This is a genomic window from Corallococcus carmarthensis, from assembly GCF_003611695.1.
Lineage (GTDB): Bacteria > Myxococcota > Myxococcia > Myxococcales > Myxococcaceae > Corallococcus > Corallococcus carmarthensis.
In genome coordinates this window covers 59,721-77,637 of record NZ_RAWE01000013.1, presented here as the reverse complement: position 1 = coordinate 77,637, position 17,917 = coordinate 59,721, and the positions used below count along the sequence as shown (strand labels likewise).

8 protein-coding genes are annotated in these 17,917 nt (G+C 72.6%); 2 read left to right on the top strand and 6 right to left on the bottom strand.

What is annotated here, in order from left to right; translation table 11 throughout:
* Positions 1 to 1,331: 1,331 nt before the first annotated feature.
* Genes ddpX through D7X32_RS06225 form a run of 4 tightly spaced genes read right to left on the bottom strand, consistent with a single transcriptional unit; the run spans position 1,332 to position 12,911 of the window.
* A complete protein-coding gene (gene ddpX, locus D7X32_RS06240) occupies positions 1,332 to 1,997 on the bottom strand; it encodes a D-alanyl-D-alanine dipeptidase (protein WP_208752332.1) in 666 nt (221 codons plus the stop codon).
* The gene (gene queC, locus D7X32_RS06235; RefSeq protein WP_120601578.1) at positions 1,997 to 2,692 is read right to left on the bottom strand and encodes a 7-cyano-7-deazaguanine synthase QueC; all 696 of its coding nucleotides are present in this window, start codon (positions 2,690 to 2,692) and stop codon (positions 1,997 to 1,999) included. Before queC ends, ddpX begins: the two co-directional genes overlap by 1 nt.
* Before the next feature lie 57 nt (positions 2,693 to 2,749).
* Entirely contained in the window at positions 2,750 to 3,358 is a 609-nt protein-coding gene (locus tag D7X32_RS06230) for a hypothetical protein (protein ID WP_120601577.1), read from the bottom strand.
* Positions 3,359 to 3,371: 13 nt separating this feature from the next.
* Positions 3,372 to 12,911, bottom strand: coding sequence for a tetratricopeptide repeat protein (locus D7X32_RS06225; protein ID WP_120601576.1), 9,540 nt, complete (start codon positions 12,909 to 12,911; stop codon positions 3,372 to 3,374).
* Between the two features lie 156 nt (positions 12,912 to 13,067).
* Between D7X32_RS06225 and D7X32_RS06220 the strand changes: the two genes are divergently transcribed.
* Both D7X32_RS06220 and blaCOR read left to right on the top strand, forming a co-directional pair.
* The gene (locus D7X32_RS06220) at positions 13,068 to 15,557 is read left to right on the top strand and encodes a protein kinase domain-containing protein (RefSeq protein WP_167506446.1); all 2,490 of its coding nucleotides are present in this window, start codon (positions 13,068 to 13,070) and stop codon (positions 15,555 to 15,557) included.
* Between the two features lie 143 nt (positions 15,558 to 15,700).
* Positions 15,701 to 16,459, top strand: a complete 759-nt coding sequence (gene blaCOR, locus D7X32_RS06215; protein ID WP_244238874.1) for a COR family subclass B1 metallo-beta-lactamase — start codon at positions 15,701 to 15,703, stop codon at positions 16,457 to 16,459.
* A 13-nt stretch (positions 16,460 to 16,472) separates the two neighbouring features.
* Here blaCOR and D7X32_RS06210 read toward each other — a convergent pair whose 3' ends face one another.
* Complete coding sequence (locus tag D7X32_RS06210; protein ID WP_244238873.1) at positions 16,473 to 16,886, bottom strand: hypothetical protein; 414 nt, start codon at positions 16,884 to 16,886, stop codon at positions 16,473 to 16,475.
* 77 nt (positions 16,887 to 16,963) lie between these two features.
* Positions 16,964 to 17,890, bottom strand: a complete 927-nt coding sequence (locus D7X32_RS06205) for a CHAP domain-containing protein (RefSeq protein WP_244238872.1) — start codon at positions 17,888 to 17,890, stop codon at positions 16,964 to 16,966.
* Between the last annotated feature and the right edge of the window lie 27 nt (positions 17,891 to 17,917).

The window sequence follows — 17,917 nt, the reverse complement described above, 5'->3', positions numbered from 1 at the left end:
GCTTGCCATGGCCCAATGGCCCAGCTCATGCCCGGTGACCGAGTCCGCCCAATACTGTTGATTTCCGTCAGCTGGAATCCACATCTGCGCAAGAAATGGCAGATTGAACACGCGCGCAGGCACTGGCGCGAAGCAAGCGCCACAAGACCAACTCGTTCCATATCCCAGCCAAACAACAAGCGGCAATCCAGGGCGCCCGTCGTAACGCTGGCGTGCAACCGCATAAGCGTATCGCAAATAATCATAGACCCGCACAGCGCCCGACCCCATTGACTCGGTGATCGTAAGCGAGGAGGAGGCACTGACAATTGATGTCTTGAACGCATAAGACCAAAGGGAAGGGTTTGGCTTGTTCCCCAGAATCTCCTGCGTCCCGGGCGCAGAATAACCTGGAGCAACAACAGCGAATGCAAGCGAGTTGGCCCCATCACTTGACGCAAGAGCAACGGCAACTACGTCCGATGCCTTGGGGGTTGTCGGAACATCAATGGTGAAATTTCCATCGTTTCCCGCGACCGCCACGTCCAGCAATTGCCCGTCAGCATACGAAAGAACCAATACACCAATGGCAGGCACCTTCCCGAGCGGCCCCCAGTCTGTCCGCTGAGCATTGGGGCCGCGTATTTCATAGGCCACATTTGCACTCAACGATTTCTTCAATATCGGCGGAGCGCAAAAGCTACCCAGCACGCTCGAATTACACCCACCCGCGCAAGCCGTGGCCACCCACTTTCCGCTCGAGCAAGTTTCCAGGGCGCCGGTATTCGCACACTGGGATTCGCCCTCGCGGCACGCTCCAGCAAGTACGCACACCGCCTTCCCCTGCCGGGTGGCACAACTCTCTCCGCGCTCACAGTCGTAGCCAATCACGAGAGGAGAGGAGGCGCCGGTTGGCGTCACGCATGCCTCGATGCGTGTCGCCGAGGCACAACGCCCTGTATCTGGGATGCCATCACAAACAGGGGTACCTGCATCCACCACCTGCGTCCCTGAGTCAGGGATACCGGCATCCTCCGGCGTGCTACCCGCATCCTGACGCGATGGAGGCAGTTCGCCCGGGTCGTCCGGTTCAGATGCTCCACATGCGCCAAGAAACAGCACTAGCGTCATTAACCACACTCGTAAGCGCATAGTCCCCCTGCCGGCCCATGCACCCATCAGGGCCGGTGAGTTATTGCCACGGTTTAAGAAGTGGCAGGATTTAGCACTTTCGCCCACTACCGAACAGAGGCGGAAATACCCCACCCACAGGGTTCGACAAACGCACTCGTTGAGGAACAAATCGTGCGCTAGGCCATCGTCCGGGCCTTCCACTGCCCGTCAGCCAATGATTACTCGGCTGGGGTGAAGGGCACATCCAGCACCGGCAATTTCGTAGCGCCGGGCAGGTCGTAATGCCACCACTCCATCCGGTTGCGCTGGAAGCCGGCTCCCTCCATGGCCTTGCGCAGCACCTCCCGGTGCTCGCGCGAGGCGGGCGTGCCGCCGGTGTAGCCGTGGTGCGCCGCAGGGGTGAAGTCGTCGAAGGGGGTGGGCATCTCCACCTCCGCCCCGTCCTTCGTCACCAGGGTCAGGTCCACCGCCCCGCCCCGGTTGTGGTTGGAGCCCTTGCGCGGGTCCGCCACGTAGCCGGGCTTCGGCAATATCTTCCACATCTCGTACTGCACCGCGCGCGGCCGGTAGCAGTCGTACACCTTCAGCCGGTAGCCCTGGGGGCGCAGCGCGTCCGCGGCCTGCGTCAAGCGCTTCACCGAGTCCGGCAACAACAGACACCGCGCGCCGTCCGGGTACACCTGACGCTTGAGGAAGTTGTCCTTCGTCGCGTAGCGCAGGTCCAGCACCAGGTCCGGGATGACCGTGGCCGCGTCCACCAGCTCCGTCTTGGGCGCGGCGGCCTTCGGCTTCGCGGCCTGCTTCTCGGCCTTCGCGTCCTGCGCGAGGACCGGTGCGCTTCCGAGCAGCGCCAGGGTCAACGTGAGGCCCGTCGCCGCGCGCATCAGCGCACCCCGTCCGTGTACACCGTGGGGTCCGGCACGCCCGCTTCCTGGAAGCCCTTCGAGCGCAGCAGGCAGCTGTCGCAGCGGCCACACGCGCGGCCCTGGGCGTCCGGGTCGTAGCAGGAGTGCGTCATCCCGTAGTCCACGCCCAGCTTCACGCCGGCCTGGATGATCTGCGCCTTGGTGAGCCCGGAGAGCGGCGCGTGCACCTTGAAGGTCGCGCCCTCCACGCCCGCCTTGGTGGCCAGCTGGGCCATCGCTTCGAAGGAGCGGATGAACTCCGGACGGCAGTCGGGGTAGCCGCTGTAGTCCACCGCGTTGACGCCGATGTAGAGGTCCGTGGCGCCCACCACCTCCGCCAGGCCCAGCGCCAGCGAGAGGAACAGCGCGTTGCGCGCGGGCACGTAGGTGACGGGGACGTCGTGGGACATGTCGTCCTCCGAGCGGTCCTTGGGCACCGGGATGTCATCCGTGAGGGCCGAGCCGCCCACCTGCCGCAGGTCCACCGTCACCACGCGCACATCGCGCACGCCCATGATGGCCGCGACCTTCTTCGCGCGCTCCAACTCCACCGAGTGGCGCTGTCCGTAGGCGATGGACAGGCACACCGGCTCGAAGCCGTCCGCCTTCGCCATCGCCAGGCACGTCGTTGAGTCCAGGCCTCCGGACAGGAGCACCACCGCACGCTTCGCCATTCCATCCTCCACTTCGGGGCGGCGCACGTTACACGACGGGCTGGAGCCCGGGGTGCTTCAGTCGATGCGATCGCCGCTCACCGTGTACACGGTGGTGCAGGTGACCGGGTTGCATTTGCAGGCCGCTCCCTTGCCCGGCAGGAAGATGTCCTGGAGCGTGCCGCACGCGAGCGACACGTCGTAGCCGTTCTCCGTGGGGGCCGGGAGGTCGCCCTCCGGCACGCCACCGTCCAGGCGCTTGCAGTCGCGCGCCACGTTGCGCGACTGGCTGTCGCTCAGGAGCATGACGTTGAGCGCTTCTTCGATTTCAGAGTCCTCGCAGCCGGTGCCGCACGAGTCGCGGCGCGCGGTGGCCCGGTGGGTGGAGGACACGCTCTGGCCCGTGTAGCCCGCGTCGCGCGAGAAGCCCTGCACGGTGAAGAAGCCCGTGCCCGCGTCGGTGTCGCGGGAGAAGGTGCCCTCGAAGAAGAAGCTGCCCGCGTCGTCCAGCTGCGCGAAGTCGCGCGAGCCCGCGTCGCACGTGGTGCGCGCCGCGTCCAGCTTCGCCTGGAAGCGGAAGGTCCCCATCACCTGGTTGCCCGGGTACACGGGGTCGGAGAAACAGCCCACCGCCACGGCCAGGGCCGCCGCGGGGAAGAGCGCCACTGCGAGTCGCTTCAGGTGCATGACGCGCTCCAGGTTAGACGTCGAGCGACGCGAGGGCCAATTGGCGGAAAGCCTCGCTGCGCGAGAGCACGGCACCCACATCCACTCCGGCCGGGTCACCGCCGCGCACGTCCGAGTCCAGCCGCGCCAGCACGCGCCCCGCCGCCAGCGACGCGGGCATCGCGCGCCAGGCCACCACCGCCGCGTCCTCCCACGCCAGCACCGCGCCGGGACGGGTGAGCTCCACGCCTTCCGACTCCAGCGCCAGCGCCAGCGCGCACAGCCAGCTCAGCTCCACCGCACCGAAGCAGCCGAGCGCACCCGCGCCCAACACCAGCGCGTCCGGCGACGTGAGGTACGCCTCCACGCCGCCTCGCGGATCCACGGACACGCGCACCGCTTCCGCGCCCAGTGACACCAGCACCGGCTTCAGCGCGACGTGCAGCCGCGCGAGGCTCTGCTCCGTCACCGGCACCAGGCTGTCGGGTTCCGGGTGCTGGAAGTCCTGCTCGGGACGCTCCAGCCGGGACACGGGCGCGCGCGGCGCGGGGGCGTCGCTGCCCACGAGCGCGGCGCCGATGCCGTCCGTGCGCTCCGCCTCCGGACGGCCCAGGGCACGCAGCGCTTCCGCGTACAGCGTCCAGCCGTCCACGTCCGGCCACTTCTCACGCAGCAGCGCGGGCCAGAAGCGCACCGCGAGCACCGCGCCGTCCGGGGACGGAGAGAAGCGCTCGGTCACCCACCGCGTCAGCGCGGGCGTGAGCTGCTGCGCGTCCGCGAGCCGCTCCGCCAGACGCACCGCCGGGCCCACGAGCTGCGCGTCCAGGTAGCCGCGAAGGATGACCTCCAGCTCCGCGGGGTCCTGCGTGAGGCGCTCGCGCAGCCGCAGCGCTTCACCCACCATGCCGCGCGCTTCGGCGAACTTCACGCGGCGGGCCAGCCGCTCGTCCGTGTCCGGGAGCTGCTCCAGCTGCGTGGCCGCTTCGGCCCAGAGCTGCTGCGCTTCGTAGGCGTCCGCCAGGCGCTCGCGGTACGGCGTCCACGCGTCGGCGCCCGCGAGCTTCGCGAGGGTTTCCGCCAGCGCGAGGAACACCGTGGACTCGCGCGCCTCGTCCACCAGCGCGAGCAGCGCCTGCACGGCGGCGAGGCTGTCCGCGTCGTCGGTGAGGGCGGCCTCGAAGGCCTCGCGCGCTTCGGCGGGCTGGGCCAGCGGGCCCTGCAACAACTCACCGCGCTCCAGGTGCAACAGGGCGCGCGCCTTGGCGTCCTTGGTGTCCTGCGCGATGAGCGCCAGCGTGCGCTCCGCGGACTCCAGGTGTCCCAGCTGGCGATCCAGGGCGTAGCGCTCGCGCAGCAGCTCCTCGCGGCGCGCGGGCCAGCCGTCCGCGGCGAAGGCCAGGGACTCCAGCCGCGCGGGCTCCGGCAACTGGCGCACCTGGGTGAGGACCGCTTCGGCCAGGGCCTCGGGCTCCAGGCCCAGCTCCGGCAGCAGGAGCATCAGGCGCGCGGCGAGGCCGGGCTCCCCGCCCAGTTCTTCCAGGGCGCGTAGGCGCGCGAGCACCGGGGCCGGACGGGCGCGCAGCACTTCATCGCGCAGCGCCACGGCGAAGGCGGCGTCACGTTCCTGGGACAGGGCCGCCAGTTCCAACAGGCCTTCCCACTCCGCGTCCTCGCGCAGCCCGTCCGCCAGCGCGGCGGCGTGGGCGGAGTCCGCGTCCGGCATCGCGACCAGGGCCCAGAGGGCCACGCGCGTGCGGGGCACGTCGCCCGCCTGCGCGGCCATGGCCAGCGCGTCGGTGTACTCGCCCGCGGCCATGGCGGGCGCGAAGCCCACGTCCAGGGCGCGTGCGAAGGCGCCCAGGCGGGCGAAGCGCTCGGCCAGCTCCGACGCGGACAGCATGTCCGGTGCGTCGGTGGCGATGCGCTCGACGACCTCCAGCGCCTCGCCCATCTCGCCCGCCTTCTCCCAGAGGCCGGCGGCCTCCAGCAGCAGCGGGGGACGCTCTTCCGGCGCGGCGAGCCGGGCCGCCTGCAACAGCGCGCGGGCCGCGCGGGGCGCGTCTCCGGAGGCGCGGTGCAGGTGCGCGACGAGCAGCGCGGCACGCAGGTCCGGCTCCGTGGCGACGGCGGACTTCGCGGCCTTCAGCGCGTCTTCCAGCAGGCCTGCCTTCTCGAAGGCACGCGCGGCGGCCACCAGCAGCGACACCCGCTGGTCACCCGACGCGAGCTCCGCGCGGGCCACCCGTACCTCGGCGCGGCGAGCGTGCGCATCACCGAGCAGCGGCTCCAGGGCCTCCAGCGCGTCGGCGTAGCCGGCACCAGAAGCGCCTCGCGTCACCACGAATTCCAGCGCGTCGCGCGCGGCGTCCTCGCGGCCCGCGTCCTTCGCCAGCCCCGCGAACTCCAGCCGGAGCACCGCGGATTCGTCCGCGTCGTCCGTGAGCGGAATCAGCCGCTCCAGCGCGGCGAGCAGCGCCGCGGACTCCTTGCGCGCGCGCAGGCCGTCCACCAGCGCGCGCAGGGCGGCCGGGTTCTCCGGATCCGCTTCCGCCGCGCGGCGAGTGAGAGACCACGCCGTGTCCGCGTCCGACAGCGAATCGTTCGCCACGGACGCGGCGGCGAGCAGCAGCTCCGCGGCGCGCGAGCCTCCCGCGGCCTCCGCGCCCACTTCGTAGATGCCCAGCAGGTCGCCGTGGCGGCCCAGGGCGCGCAGGCCCTCCACCGCACGGTCGATGACGCTCGCGTCCGCCGGGCGCAGCCGCGCCAGGGGCACCAACGCGTCGATGGCTTCGCGCGGATCATCGAAGAGGTCGGCCGCGCGGCGCAGCAGCACCTCTTCCGTCGCCGAGTCCTGGGCCCTGCGCGCCAGTTGCAACGATGCCCGGTACAGCCCGGGGCCATTGCCCGTGCGCGAGTGCACCTCCGCGAGCAGCGACAGCGCCTCACCGCCGCGCGCGCCCTCGGGCTCCAGCGACACCACGGCTTCAAAGGCATCCGCCGCGTCGTGGAACGCTCCCGACGCGAGCGAGGCATGGCCCAGCCGCAGCCACGTGCGCACGAGCACCGGCACGGGCAGCGAGTCTCCGCCCAGCGCCAGCACCCGGCGGTCATACGGCTGCGCGGCGGCGGGGCCTCCACCCTGGGCGGCCAGTTCGGCGCGAGCGCAGAGGGCATCCACGTCGCCGCCCGCGCGGCCCAGGTAGTCGTCGAAGGCCTCCGCGGCCTTGAGCGCTTCTCCCGCGTCCAACAGACGCTGGGCCCGCTCACGCAACAGGGGCAGCGCTTCCGTGGGGGCCACGGCCTCCGCGCGCTGGCCCAGCAGGTCCGCCAGCCGGCGCACGTCTCCGGCGGCGCGCTCGCGCACGTGCTGGAAGGCCTCCGCGTTGGCGGGGTCCAGCTCGAACGCGCGGTCCTCGCAGAGGATGGCGCGCTCGCGGGCACCACCGTCGCGGAAGGCGCTCGCGGCGGCCAGGTAGCTCGCGGCGGCCTCAGCGGGCTTCTGGCGCTCGGCGCGGCGGAGCATCAGCTCGGCCAGGGCCTGACGCTCGCCGCTCTCCTCCAGGAAGGCGCGGTGGCGCGTGAAGACGGGCTCCCGGAACGGATCCGCCTCCAGGAGGATGGCGTCGAACTCCGCGGCGTCCGCGGGGCGGCGCACCTGGTGCAGCAGCTCCGCGGCCTGCGCGGTCAGGTCCAGGTCGTCCGGCTTCGCGGCGCGGGCGGCGATGAGCGCGGCGGCGGCGGCCTCCGGCTTGTTCGCGCGGTCGCGGTAGAGGACCGCGGCCTGCAACAGCAGCGCCGCGTGACGGTCGGCGTCGATCTCCGCCTCCGCGCACTCCTCGTACCAGGCGGCCAGCTCCGCGAGCCGTCCGTCGCGCTCCAGCAGCTCCGCGAGCAGGCCTTCGGCTTCCGTAAGCCACCGGTCCTGGCGCAGGGCCTGGCGCAGGAAGCCCTCCGCCTTCGCCGCGTCCGCGAGCTCGCCCAGGTTCAGGCGCGCGAGGCGTAGCAGCACCGCCGCGCCCTCCCGCGTGCCCGTCATCCGGGGCAGCCCACGCTCCCACCAGCGAGCTTCGGCGGCCGCGTCGTCACGGCGCTCGGCCAGGGCCGCGCCCATGCGAGCGGTGTCCAGCTCCGCGGCGAACCCGAAGGCGCGCTCCAGCGAGGCCTCGGCCGCGTTCAGGTCCAGCTTCACGTCGCGCAGCAGCTCCGCGCGGCGGCGCTCACACGCGGCGGCTTCCGCGTTGCGCTCCTCGGCGGCGAGCAGGTCGCGGGCGTTGGCGAGCGAGCGCAGCGCTTCGTCCGCGCGGCCCAGCGACTCTGCGAGCCGGGCCTCTTCGTCGTAGGCCGCGAGCGCGGCGTCCACGTCCCCGGCCTGGAGGCTGAGCGCGGCCACCGGCTGAAGCTCCGCCAGCAGCTCCGACGTGCGGCCCGTCTCGCGGTAGAGCGCGACGAGCCGGCGGCGCAGCGGCAAGGGCTCCTTCGCCATCTTCGCCGCATGCGACAGCAGTGACGCCGCGATGGTCGCGTCCGCCAGTGCATCACGCGCACGCTCCGCCAGCGACACCAGCCGCGCGACGGTGTCCTCGGACGGCGCCAGCACGCGCGCGTGGGCGACGCGCACCTCGAAGGCACCGCGCGGGTCATCGCGCTCCAGCAGCGCGGAGAGCCGCTCCACGGCGCGCTCGCTCAGCGGACGCTCCGTGAGCAGGTGCCGGTACGCGGCCACCGCGCGCTTCACGTCGCCGGCCTGCTCCGCCAGGTCGCCCAGGCGCAAGCTCGTGGCCTCCGCCGCCTCCGGGGCCGCGCGGAAGTCCGCCGCCTGGACCAGGGCCTCCTGCAACGGCAGGGCTTCGCGCACGACGCCGCGCAGGTAGAGCAGGTCCGCCAGAGTGGCCAGGTCCTCGCCCTTCGCGGGCACCCGCGCATGCGCGCGACGCGCCAGCGCCAGCGCCCGGTCCAGCTCCTGGGCCTGCCGGGCGTAGGTGACACCTTCGCGCAGCAGCGCCGCGGCCTCGGCGGCGTCGGCGTCCTCCGCCGCGGCCTCCAGCAGGCCCGCGGCCTCCAGCAATTCGCCGCGACCGGCCACCAGCGACACCAGCCGGCGACGCACCGTCGCGTCGGCCGGAGTCAGCCGCAGTGCCTGTCGCAGCGCGGCCTCGGCGGGCGCGACGTGCCCCAGGCGGTCGAGGTAGAGGCTCGCGAGCTCCGAGTACAGCGACGCGGCGACGGCAGGCGGCGCATGGGGCGCCTCGGCGGCGAGCAGCTCCGCGAGCCGGGCCCAGTCCTCCAGGTCGCGCAGCACGCGCTGCAACGCGAGCGTGGCCTCTTCGTGGCGCGGCGCCAGGGCGAGCGCGGCTTCCAGGTCGCGCGCGGCGGCCTCGCGGTCGTCCTGGCCTTCGAGCAGCGCGGCACGCAGCAGGAGCGCTTCCACGCGGCGGGCGATGGGGCCCTGACGCGCGGCCTCGGCCAGCGCGGCGGCTTCGTCAACGGGGTTGCCGTCGCGGCGGGCCAGCTCGGCGAGCGCGAAGAAGGCATCGCACCGCGCGTCGGCGGGCGGCTCCAGCGCGATGGCGGCGCGCAGCGCGTCTCCGGCGGAGGCGCGCTCGTCCTTCTCCAGCAGCACCGTGGCCAGGGCCAGCAGCCGCTCCCGGGCGCGGGCGCCCAGCGTGGCATCGGCGGCGACAGCGCGGCGCCACGCATCCAGCTCGGCGGGCGCATCCGACGCTTCGCGCGCCAGCTCCGCCAGCATCAGCAGCAGCGGCGCGGGCCGGCGCGACAGCTTCGCGGCCTGGGCGCAATCGTCCCGCGCGGGACCCGTGCGGCCCGCGCCGCGGTGCAATGCGGCCCGGCGCGCGAGCAGTTCGGCGCGAGCCTCACCCGACGCGGCGGACACCAGCGTGCCCAGCAGCTCCAACCGCTCGGCCTCTTCCTCCGTGGTGCCCGTACCGGGCGGAGGCAGCAACTCCAACAGCGCCTGCGCCGCCCACGCGTCCTGCGACTCCTCGGCCAGCAAGCTGCGCAGCGAATCCGCCGCGGCGCTCGCACGGCCCAGGGAGAGACACAGCTCGGCCAGCTCGCGGCGGGCCTGACGGCGGGCGTCTCCGGAGAGGCGCGGCCACAGCTCCACCAGCAGGTCCGCCAGGGCCTCGCGGGCGCCTGCCTTGCGGTGCAGCGCGGCCAGCTCCAGCCGCGCATCCAGGTCCTCCGGCGTGCGCGCGCAGAACTCCGCGAGCAGGCGCCGGGCCGCGTCCGTGCGGTTCGCGCGCACGGCGGCGGTGGCGGCCTTGCGCGTGAGGGCGACACGCTCCGCTTCGCGAGGGGCATCCACGTCCGCGGGCGGCAGCGCCAGCACCGCCTCGAAGTCCTCCAGCGCGGCGCGGGCATCCGTGGTCAGCCGCAGCTCGCCCCGGCGGATGCGCGCGGGCGCGAAGGTCGCATCGCGCTCCAGCGCTTCGGCGAGGAAGGCCTCCTCGCGGCTCGTGCCCGCGGCCAGCAGCGACGCACGGAAGAGCAGCTTCGCGCCCGCCCGAGCCTCCGGCACCAGCGTGGCCCGACGCGCATACAGCCGCGCCGCTTCCAGCTTCTCGCCGCGCTCCAGCTCCAGCTCGGCCAGCGCCTCCAGCACCTCGGCGGCGAGCGGCCCTTCGGGGCTCGCTTCCAGCGCGGAGGCCAGGCGCATCAGCGCGGCGGCCTTCTCCCCGCGCTCCAGCAGTGCACGCGCGCTCTGGAGGAACAGCGGCGCGGCTTCCTCCGCCCGGTCCGCGCCCGCCAGCGCCTGCGCGCGCGTGGCCCACAGCTCGGCCAACGCCTGCGTCTCGCCGGCCTCCGTGTAGAGGGCCTCCAGCCGCGTGGCCAGCACGTCGTCCAGCCGGCGCAGCGGGAACGCCTGCGCGTACGCGGCGATGGCGCCTTCGCGGTCGCCCAGGAGTTCGCACGCCCGGCCCAACCGCGCGCGCACGTCCGCCAGCTTCTCCGGCGCCGCGGTGCGCGGCAGCATGGCCAGCAGCGACTCCAGCGCGCGCCGGGCGTGCTCGGGCCGCTCGCAGCGCAGGCTCAGGTCCGCCAGGTCCAGCAGCACCGCCGCGTCCGGCGCGAGCCGAGCGGCCTTCTCCAGCGCCACCAGCGCGTCGCCCACGCGCCCCAGCCGCGCCTCCAGCACGCCGGCCAGTTCGCGCAGCGCCGCCGCCGCCAGCCGCTTGTCGCCCTGCGCCTCGGCCACGCGCGCACGGGCCTCCAGCGCCGTGGCGAGCCCCGCCAGGTCGGAGCGCTTGCGCTGCAACGCGCACAGCTCGCCCAACGCCGGCAGATCATCCGGCTCCGCGCGCAGCACCTCCTGCAGCGCGTGCACGGCGAGGTCCAGGTCGAACGCCAGGTCGCGCGCGGCCACCGCGAGCCGGCGGTACTTCTGCGCCCGCTCCTTCGGCTCCACCGTCAGCCGCGCCAGCGCCGCGAGGCACCGGGTGAGCTGCGCGCCATCGCGACGGGCCTCGGCCAGCGCCAGCAGCGACTCCAGCGCGGGCCGGTGGTCGCCGTCCGCCTCCAGCGCGAGCGTGAGCAGCTTGTCGGCCTTGTCCGCCTGCTGGAGCTTGCCCCGGTACAGCTCGCCCGCCTCGGCCCACAGCGCGGCGCGAGCCTTCGGCTCCTCCTTGAGGGCGGCGGCCTTCTCCAGCGCCTCGGCCAGCTCCTGCGAGCGGCCGGTGACGCGGAAGTACGGAATCAGTTCATCCAGCGCCACCGCGTCGCGCGGATCCAACGCGAGCGCCGCTTCCAGGTGCTCACGGGCCCGCGCAGGGTCACCCAGCTTCGTGCGCGACAGCCGCGCCAGCGCGTGGTGGCTCTCATGCGCGGCGTGGCGCACGCTCTCCGAACGCGGCGCCGGTCCCGCCAGCTCCAACGCCTGCTGGTAGCCGCTCAGGGCCTCCTGCAACCGGCCCAGGCCTTCCGCCACACGCGCCGAGGCGAACAGCGGCTCCGGCTCGCCGGGCAGCAGCGACACGGCCTCGCGGTAGCGCAGCAGCGCGTTCTCCGGCTGCTTCAGGCCCTCTTCCCACACCCGGCCCGCGAGCAGGTCCGCCTGTCCCACGCGGTCCAGCTCATGGCGCGCCATGGACACTTCGCGCAGCCGATCCAACGCCTTCAGCGCGCGCAGGTGTTCACCGCCGCGGTGGCACAGCTCACCCAGCAGGAGCAGCGCGTCCGGTTGATCCGGCGACAAACGCAGGGCGGCCTCGCAGTGCAGCCGGGCCCCCGCGATGTCGTCCTCCGTCTGCGCGCACAGCCGCGCCAGATGCACGTGCGCGTCCGCGGCCTCCAACGGATCGCGAGCCAGCGCCGCGAGCCGCCGGTACGCCCGCACCGCTCCAGCCCGGTCGCGCGCCTGATCCGATGCACGCGCCAGCGCCTTCAACGACGGCAGGTGGTCCGGCTTGAGCCCCAGCAGCTCGTGCAGTGCCTTCACCGCCACCTGGGGCGCGGTGTCGCGCGAGGAGCGCGCGGCGGCTTCCGCCGCGAAGAACGCGGCGGCCTCTTCCGACGTGCGGCGGGCCAGCGCGCACAGCGCCAGGTAGCGCTCCGCCGCGCGGGCACCCTCGCCCCGGCGCTCGCGCACCACGGCCTCGCCCCACAGCGCCGCGGGACTGCGGTCCCGGCGGCGCGACAGCGTGGCCGCCACATCCAGCGCCAGGTCGTGCGCCTGCGGATCCGCGACGAGCAACGCCAGCAACCGCTCCGCAGCGAAGGGGTGCGCGTCCTGCGCATCTCCGGCCTGGAGGTACGCCTGCCGCGCCTCCGCGAGCCGACCCTGCGCGACCAGCCCTTCCGCGTCCGCGAAGGCCCGGGCGCCCTCCAGCGCCAGCATCAACTCCTCGTCCGGCGCGGCGGGCGGCGGCAGCCCTCCGGCGGCGAAGCGCAGACGCAGTCCGGTGCTGGAGACCTCCGCCGCGGACAGGCGCGCGGTGTCCAGCGTGGGCACCTTGTAGCCACGGCTCAGCGCGGCCCGTTCGCACAGCGCGGGCAGCACGCGGGTGGAGAAGCCGGTGGCGCCGCGCACCTCCACTTCCGGCAGGAGGCCCAGCGCGCCCACGGCCTCGGACAACAGGCCCGGCAGCTGCACCGACGGCGTGGCGGAGAAGCCATACAACCGCACGTCGTAGACGTAGACGGCCAGCCGGTCCCCGTCCGCGTCGAAGGCGATCTTGAACGTGAACGGCGTGCGCTCCGGCGCGGGCAGCCGGCCCTGGCCCTCCAGGTAGCCGGGGCGGAAGTGCAGCCGCAGCTCCTCGATGCCCACGAGCCGCCCGGCCAGCTCCGCCACCTTGCGCGTGACGAGGTCCGCGTCGACCGTCAGCTCCAGGAAGCCGAAGAGCAGCTTCTTGCGCTGGTAGCGCGTGGCGCCCGCGCTGACGTTGAACGGGAAGCTGACGTCTGGAATCTGGAGCGCGAAGTCGGCGATGCGCAGCCCGGGCTGGACCTCCAAGGCCGGAAAGCCCACGAACGCACGCCGATCCAACAGGCGAAGCTCGGGGGCGGCGCCGGATGCGGGCGCGGCGGGCTTGGGGGACTCGCTATCGGTGGCCATCGTCGGAGCTGGGGAGGCTACCATGACCCCTAAGCCCTGGAATTTTTAGGCAATCCCCCGCCTGGGAGGCAGGCGGCGGGGCATGGCATACCCAGGTGATTCCGTCCTGGAGGAACGTCATGCGCCCAAGGCGGAAGCCGTGCAAGATGCCGCGCCGTGCTGGCCCCCGACGCACTGGTTCTCGACGGTCGTTTCCGGGTCCTCGGACCCTTGGGCTCCGGGGGCATGGGTGAGGTGTACCTGGGCGAACAGGTCTCGCTGGGCCGCAAGGTCGCCATCAAGGTCCTGCACCACGATCTGCACGCCCAGGCCGGCATGGCCGAGCGCTTCAAGCGGGAAGCCCGCCTCCTGTCCGCGGTGGAGCACCCGGCGGTGGTGCGCATCGTGGACTTCGGCGAGTCCGGCGACGCCGCGTGCCTGGTGATGGAGTTCGTGGAGGGGCAGAGCCTCCACGACGCGCTCCAGGGGGGGCCCCTCATCGCGCCCCGGGCGCTGGCGCTGCTCCAGCAGTTGGCGGAAGGCTTGGCGGCCATCCACGACAAGGGGATCATCCACCGCGACCTGAAGCCGGAGAACGTCCTCATCGCCCCGTCCGTGCGCGGCGAGCAGGCGCGGCTCCTGGACTTTGGCATCGCGCGGCTGGTGGAGCCGGACGCGAACAGCGCGCTCAGCCAGGTGGGCGTGGTGCTGGGCACGCCGGAGTACCTGTCCCCGGAGCAGGCGGTGGGCGCGAAGGTGGACACGCGCAGCGACCTGTACTCGTTCGGGGTGCTGGCCTACCGCGTGCTGTCCGGGCGGCTGCCGTTCGACGGGCCTACGCCGCGCCACTTCCTGTCCCAGCACGCCTCGTCCGCGCCGCTGCCCCTGGAGCGCGCGGCTCCGCAGCTGTCGCGCTACGTGGGGCTGCTGTCGCTGGTGATGCGGCTGCTGGACAAGGACCCGGCGAAGCGTCCGCAGACGGCGAACGAGCTGGCGGACGCGCTGGGCATCGCGCATGCGGCGCTGATGGCGTTCACGCCTGGCCAGGGCACGCCCATCGTCCACGCGACGCCCTCCTCGGGCACGGCGGCCTTCGGGATGAACACGGCGCCGGCCCTCTCCGGGTCGGGCACGGCGGCGTTCGGCGTGAATCCCGCGCCCGCGGGTCCGGGCTCCGGCACGGCGGCGTTCGGCGTGAATCCGGGAGCGCCCTCGGTGACGGCGCCTCCGGTGCAGTCGCAGCCGCGCACGGGCACGGCGGCGTTCGGCACGGCGGCCCGGATGACGGGCGGGATGCCCTCGGTGACGGGCGGCGCGGCGGTGACGAAGGCGCAGAACGTGACGGTGATGCTCACCGACATCCAGGGCTTCACCGACCGCATGAGCCGGCAGACGCACGAGGAGAACGCGCGGATGCTGGACACGCACGACCGGCTGTTGATGCCGCTGGTGCGTGAACACGACGGGAAGCTGGTGCAGAAGCGCGGCGACGCGTTGCTGGCGGTCTTCCGCGCCCCGTCCACCTCCATCCGCTGCGGCATGGCGATGCAGCAGGCGTTGTGGCGCTACAACCAGACGGTTCCGCTCGAGCACCAGCTCCACATCCGCGTGTGCCTGCATGCGGGCGAAGTGCTGGTGACGAACGACGCGGTGCTCGGCGAGCCGATGGAAGTGGTGAAGGCGGTGGAGCACGTGGCCGCCGCGGACGAGGTGACCTTCACCGAAGCCGTGAACATGGTGCGAAACCGCGCCGAGGCCTCCGCCGAGCCCTGCGGCACCATCCCCCTGCCCGGCCGCGACGAGAAGGTGCAGCTCTACCGGGTGACGCGCGCGGCGGAGGGCTCGCCGTTCGGCGCGGCGCTGGGCATCCCGGAGGACGGGACGAAGCAGTCACCGCTGGACGGCCTGCGCACGAAGGCGCGCGAGGGCATGGCCGGACTGCGCACGAAGGCGCGCAAGGGCATGGCCTTCCTGCGTCAGCGTCCGCGCGTGCTGGCTGGCGTCGCGGGCGCCCTGGTGCTGCTGGTGGCGGGCGTCGCCTGGACGGTGCACGCGAATGATCCGCGGGTGCGGGCGCGCGCATTGCTGAAGGACGGCAAGCCCAAGGAGGCACTCCAGCAGTTGGATGCGCCAGATGCGCCGAAGGGCGCGGAGACGACACGGCTGCGCGCGATGGCGAAGCACTCGGTGGGCGCGCACAACGAAGAGCACGCCCTCATCCTGGGCCTGGACAAGGAAGGCCAGACGGCGCCCGAGATGGCGCTCCTGGACGGGCTGGCGGAGGACTTCGGGGACAACGAGAAGGACCTCTCCGCGCGCAGGGCCCTGGACGCCCTGCCTGCCCCCACGGTGCATTCGCACCTGGAGTCCCTGACCCGGGGGCAGCCTTCGACGAAGCAGTGGGGCGCGCTGCGCTACCTGGACTGGAAGGAGCATCCAGGCCTGGACCGCCTGGGGCTCTATTCCGCGGCGTTGGAGTCCAGTGACTGCAACGTGCGCACGAAGGCGGCCCAGCGGCTGGGGAGCCTGGGCGACCCCGCCGCCCTGCCCGCCCTCACGCGCGCGCTGGAGCAAGCCCCTCAGAAGCCGTCCAATGGTGGCAAGGCCTGCAACACGCAGATTCTCAGCCGGGCCATTGAAGATCTGAAGAAGAAGTCCGCGCCCTGAGCGCTGGCGTGGCTCCCCGGACGCGCGTGTGGCCCAGGAGCCGCGTGCCCGCCCGGGTTCCTGAATGGAAGCGCGGCGGATCCGTTGTGCATACGGTTTGCATTCGCGGCGGGCCTCCCATGCGTTCCCTTCTCAGGAGCCCCATGAAGCCACTGCGCTGCATCACCCTGCTCGCCGTCCTCGCTTGCGCCTCCACCGCCTCCGCGGCGCCTCCCAAGACCTCCAAGGCCCCCAAGCAGGAGGAGACCGTGCTCGCGAAGGACGTGCGCGTGCGCCGCATCGCCCCCGGCGTCTGGATGCACATCACGAACGCCGGCAAGGACTGGGGCGGCACCGCCGCGAACGGGCTCCTCGTGGAAGACGGTGACGCGTCCATCCTCGTCGACACCGGCTGGACGCCGGAGCAGTCCAAGGCGCTGCTCACCTGGGCAAAGGACACGCTCCACCATCCCGTGCGCGCCGCGCTGGTGACGCACTTCCACGTCGACCGGACCGGCGGCATTCCCACGCTCGACGCCCAGGGCATCCCCGTCCATGGACGCGAGGACACCGCGCTCCGTGCTGGCAAGCAGGGCAACCCCGTTCCCTCGAAGCGGCTGGCGGACGCGCAGGACTTCGGACCGCTGTCGGTGTTCTTCCCCGGCGCCGGCCACACGCCCGACAACCTCGTCGTCATGCACCCGGCCTCGGGCGTCCTCTACGGCGGCTGCTTCATCCGCGACGCCAAGGCGAAGGCCATGGGCAACCTGGAGGACGCGGACGTCGCCGCGTGGCCCGCGAGCTTCAAGGCCGCGCGCGAGCACTTCCCCAACGCCCGCATCGTCGTGCCCGGCCATGAACAGCCCGGCGGACCGGAGCTGCTCGACCACACCGAGGCCCTGCTGAAGAAGGCCTCGCGCTAGGAAACGCGGCGGATCAGTCGTCCCGGTGCGCGTGGCCCTTCTTCTTGCCACGCCCCGGGCCGTCATCGTCGTCGTCCCAGTCGCGGCCGCCCTTGTCCTTCACCTTGTCGTTCACCTTGATGAGGTTGCGCGAGTACGCGTCGTAGTCCAGGTGCAGGTGCCCCTTCTCGCCCCGGCCATCCACGCGGAACTTCACCTTCCACACGTCGTTGCCGGTGAGGTGCGCCTCCTGCAACTCGCAGCGGTAACCGCGGGAACGGCACTGGTCGAACCCGCGCCGCACGGCCTCGTCGTAGCCCATCGCCACCGGACGTGACGGGGGCGGCCTCGGAGGCGGACGCGAAGGACGCGAAGGGCGCGTCTCCGCCACGATGCAGCCGGACGACAGCAGCAGGCTTCCGAGGAGCAGCGGCAGGGGCAATCTCATGCGCGGGATGACGCCACACCCGCGCAGGGATTCAAACGCGCTCGCGGTGCGAGCCATTGAGACTGACTGCCGTGAGACTACAAACCTCCAGGTGAAGCGAACGCGACGAACAGCTCGCCCGCGAGGTACGCGCGCATCCCCTTGCTCGCCGGCCGGATGAAATCGTTGAGCAGCGCACCGGAGTTCAGCCGGTGCACCGTGGGGAACGCCAGGTTCATGTGGCTGCGCGCCACGCCCTTGCCGCCCCGGTGGATGAACGTCACGGTGCCGTCCGGCGCCACGGCCTCCACGACCGCGATGTGCGTCATGCCGTCGTTGCGCTTGCCGTCGCGGTTGCGGTCGTACGTCTCCTTGAAGAACGCCAGGTCGCCCGGACGCGGGTTCAGCCGGTGCACCGCGTTGGCGGCTTGCGCGCGACGGAAGATGCCCGTCACCGCGTTCTCGCCCGCGAGGAAGCCGTGCGCCACCAGGTCGATGCCGGCCTGCAGGTAGGCCAGCCGCACCAGCCCCGAACAGTCATTGGGCACCGAGCGGTCCAACCGCCGCGCGCCCACCAGCTGCGCCGCGCGCGCCACGATGCCGCGCGCCTGCTTCGACGGGGGCGGCAGCAGCTCCTCCCAGAATCCGCCCGGCCCCTGCGTGGGCCCGGTGAAGAGCGCCGCGGCCTCCAGCGCCGCCGCGATGACGCCCGCCTCCTCCGGCACCGGGTGCGGGTCGGCGTCCAGCAGCGCGGCCAGCCCCTCGCTGCCTTCCGGCGTCACGAAGGCCAGCGGAGGAGGGGCTTCGGCCTTCACGCCAAGTGCGCCCTCCGCGCCCACCGGCGCGCCCCTTGGTGCTTCAACGACGGGGGAGCGGATAGCGGCCGAGACCGGGAGTTCCACCGCCATGCGAGGCGCGGCGTCCGGGACGTGCGCACAACCCACCAGGCAGCCCAGCGACATCAGGGTGACGAGCGACGAACGGCGCAGCAGCAACAAGTCCTCCGGGGGTGAACGCGGACGCATTCAACCCCGGAATCGTTTTACGTCAAA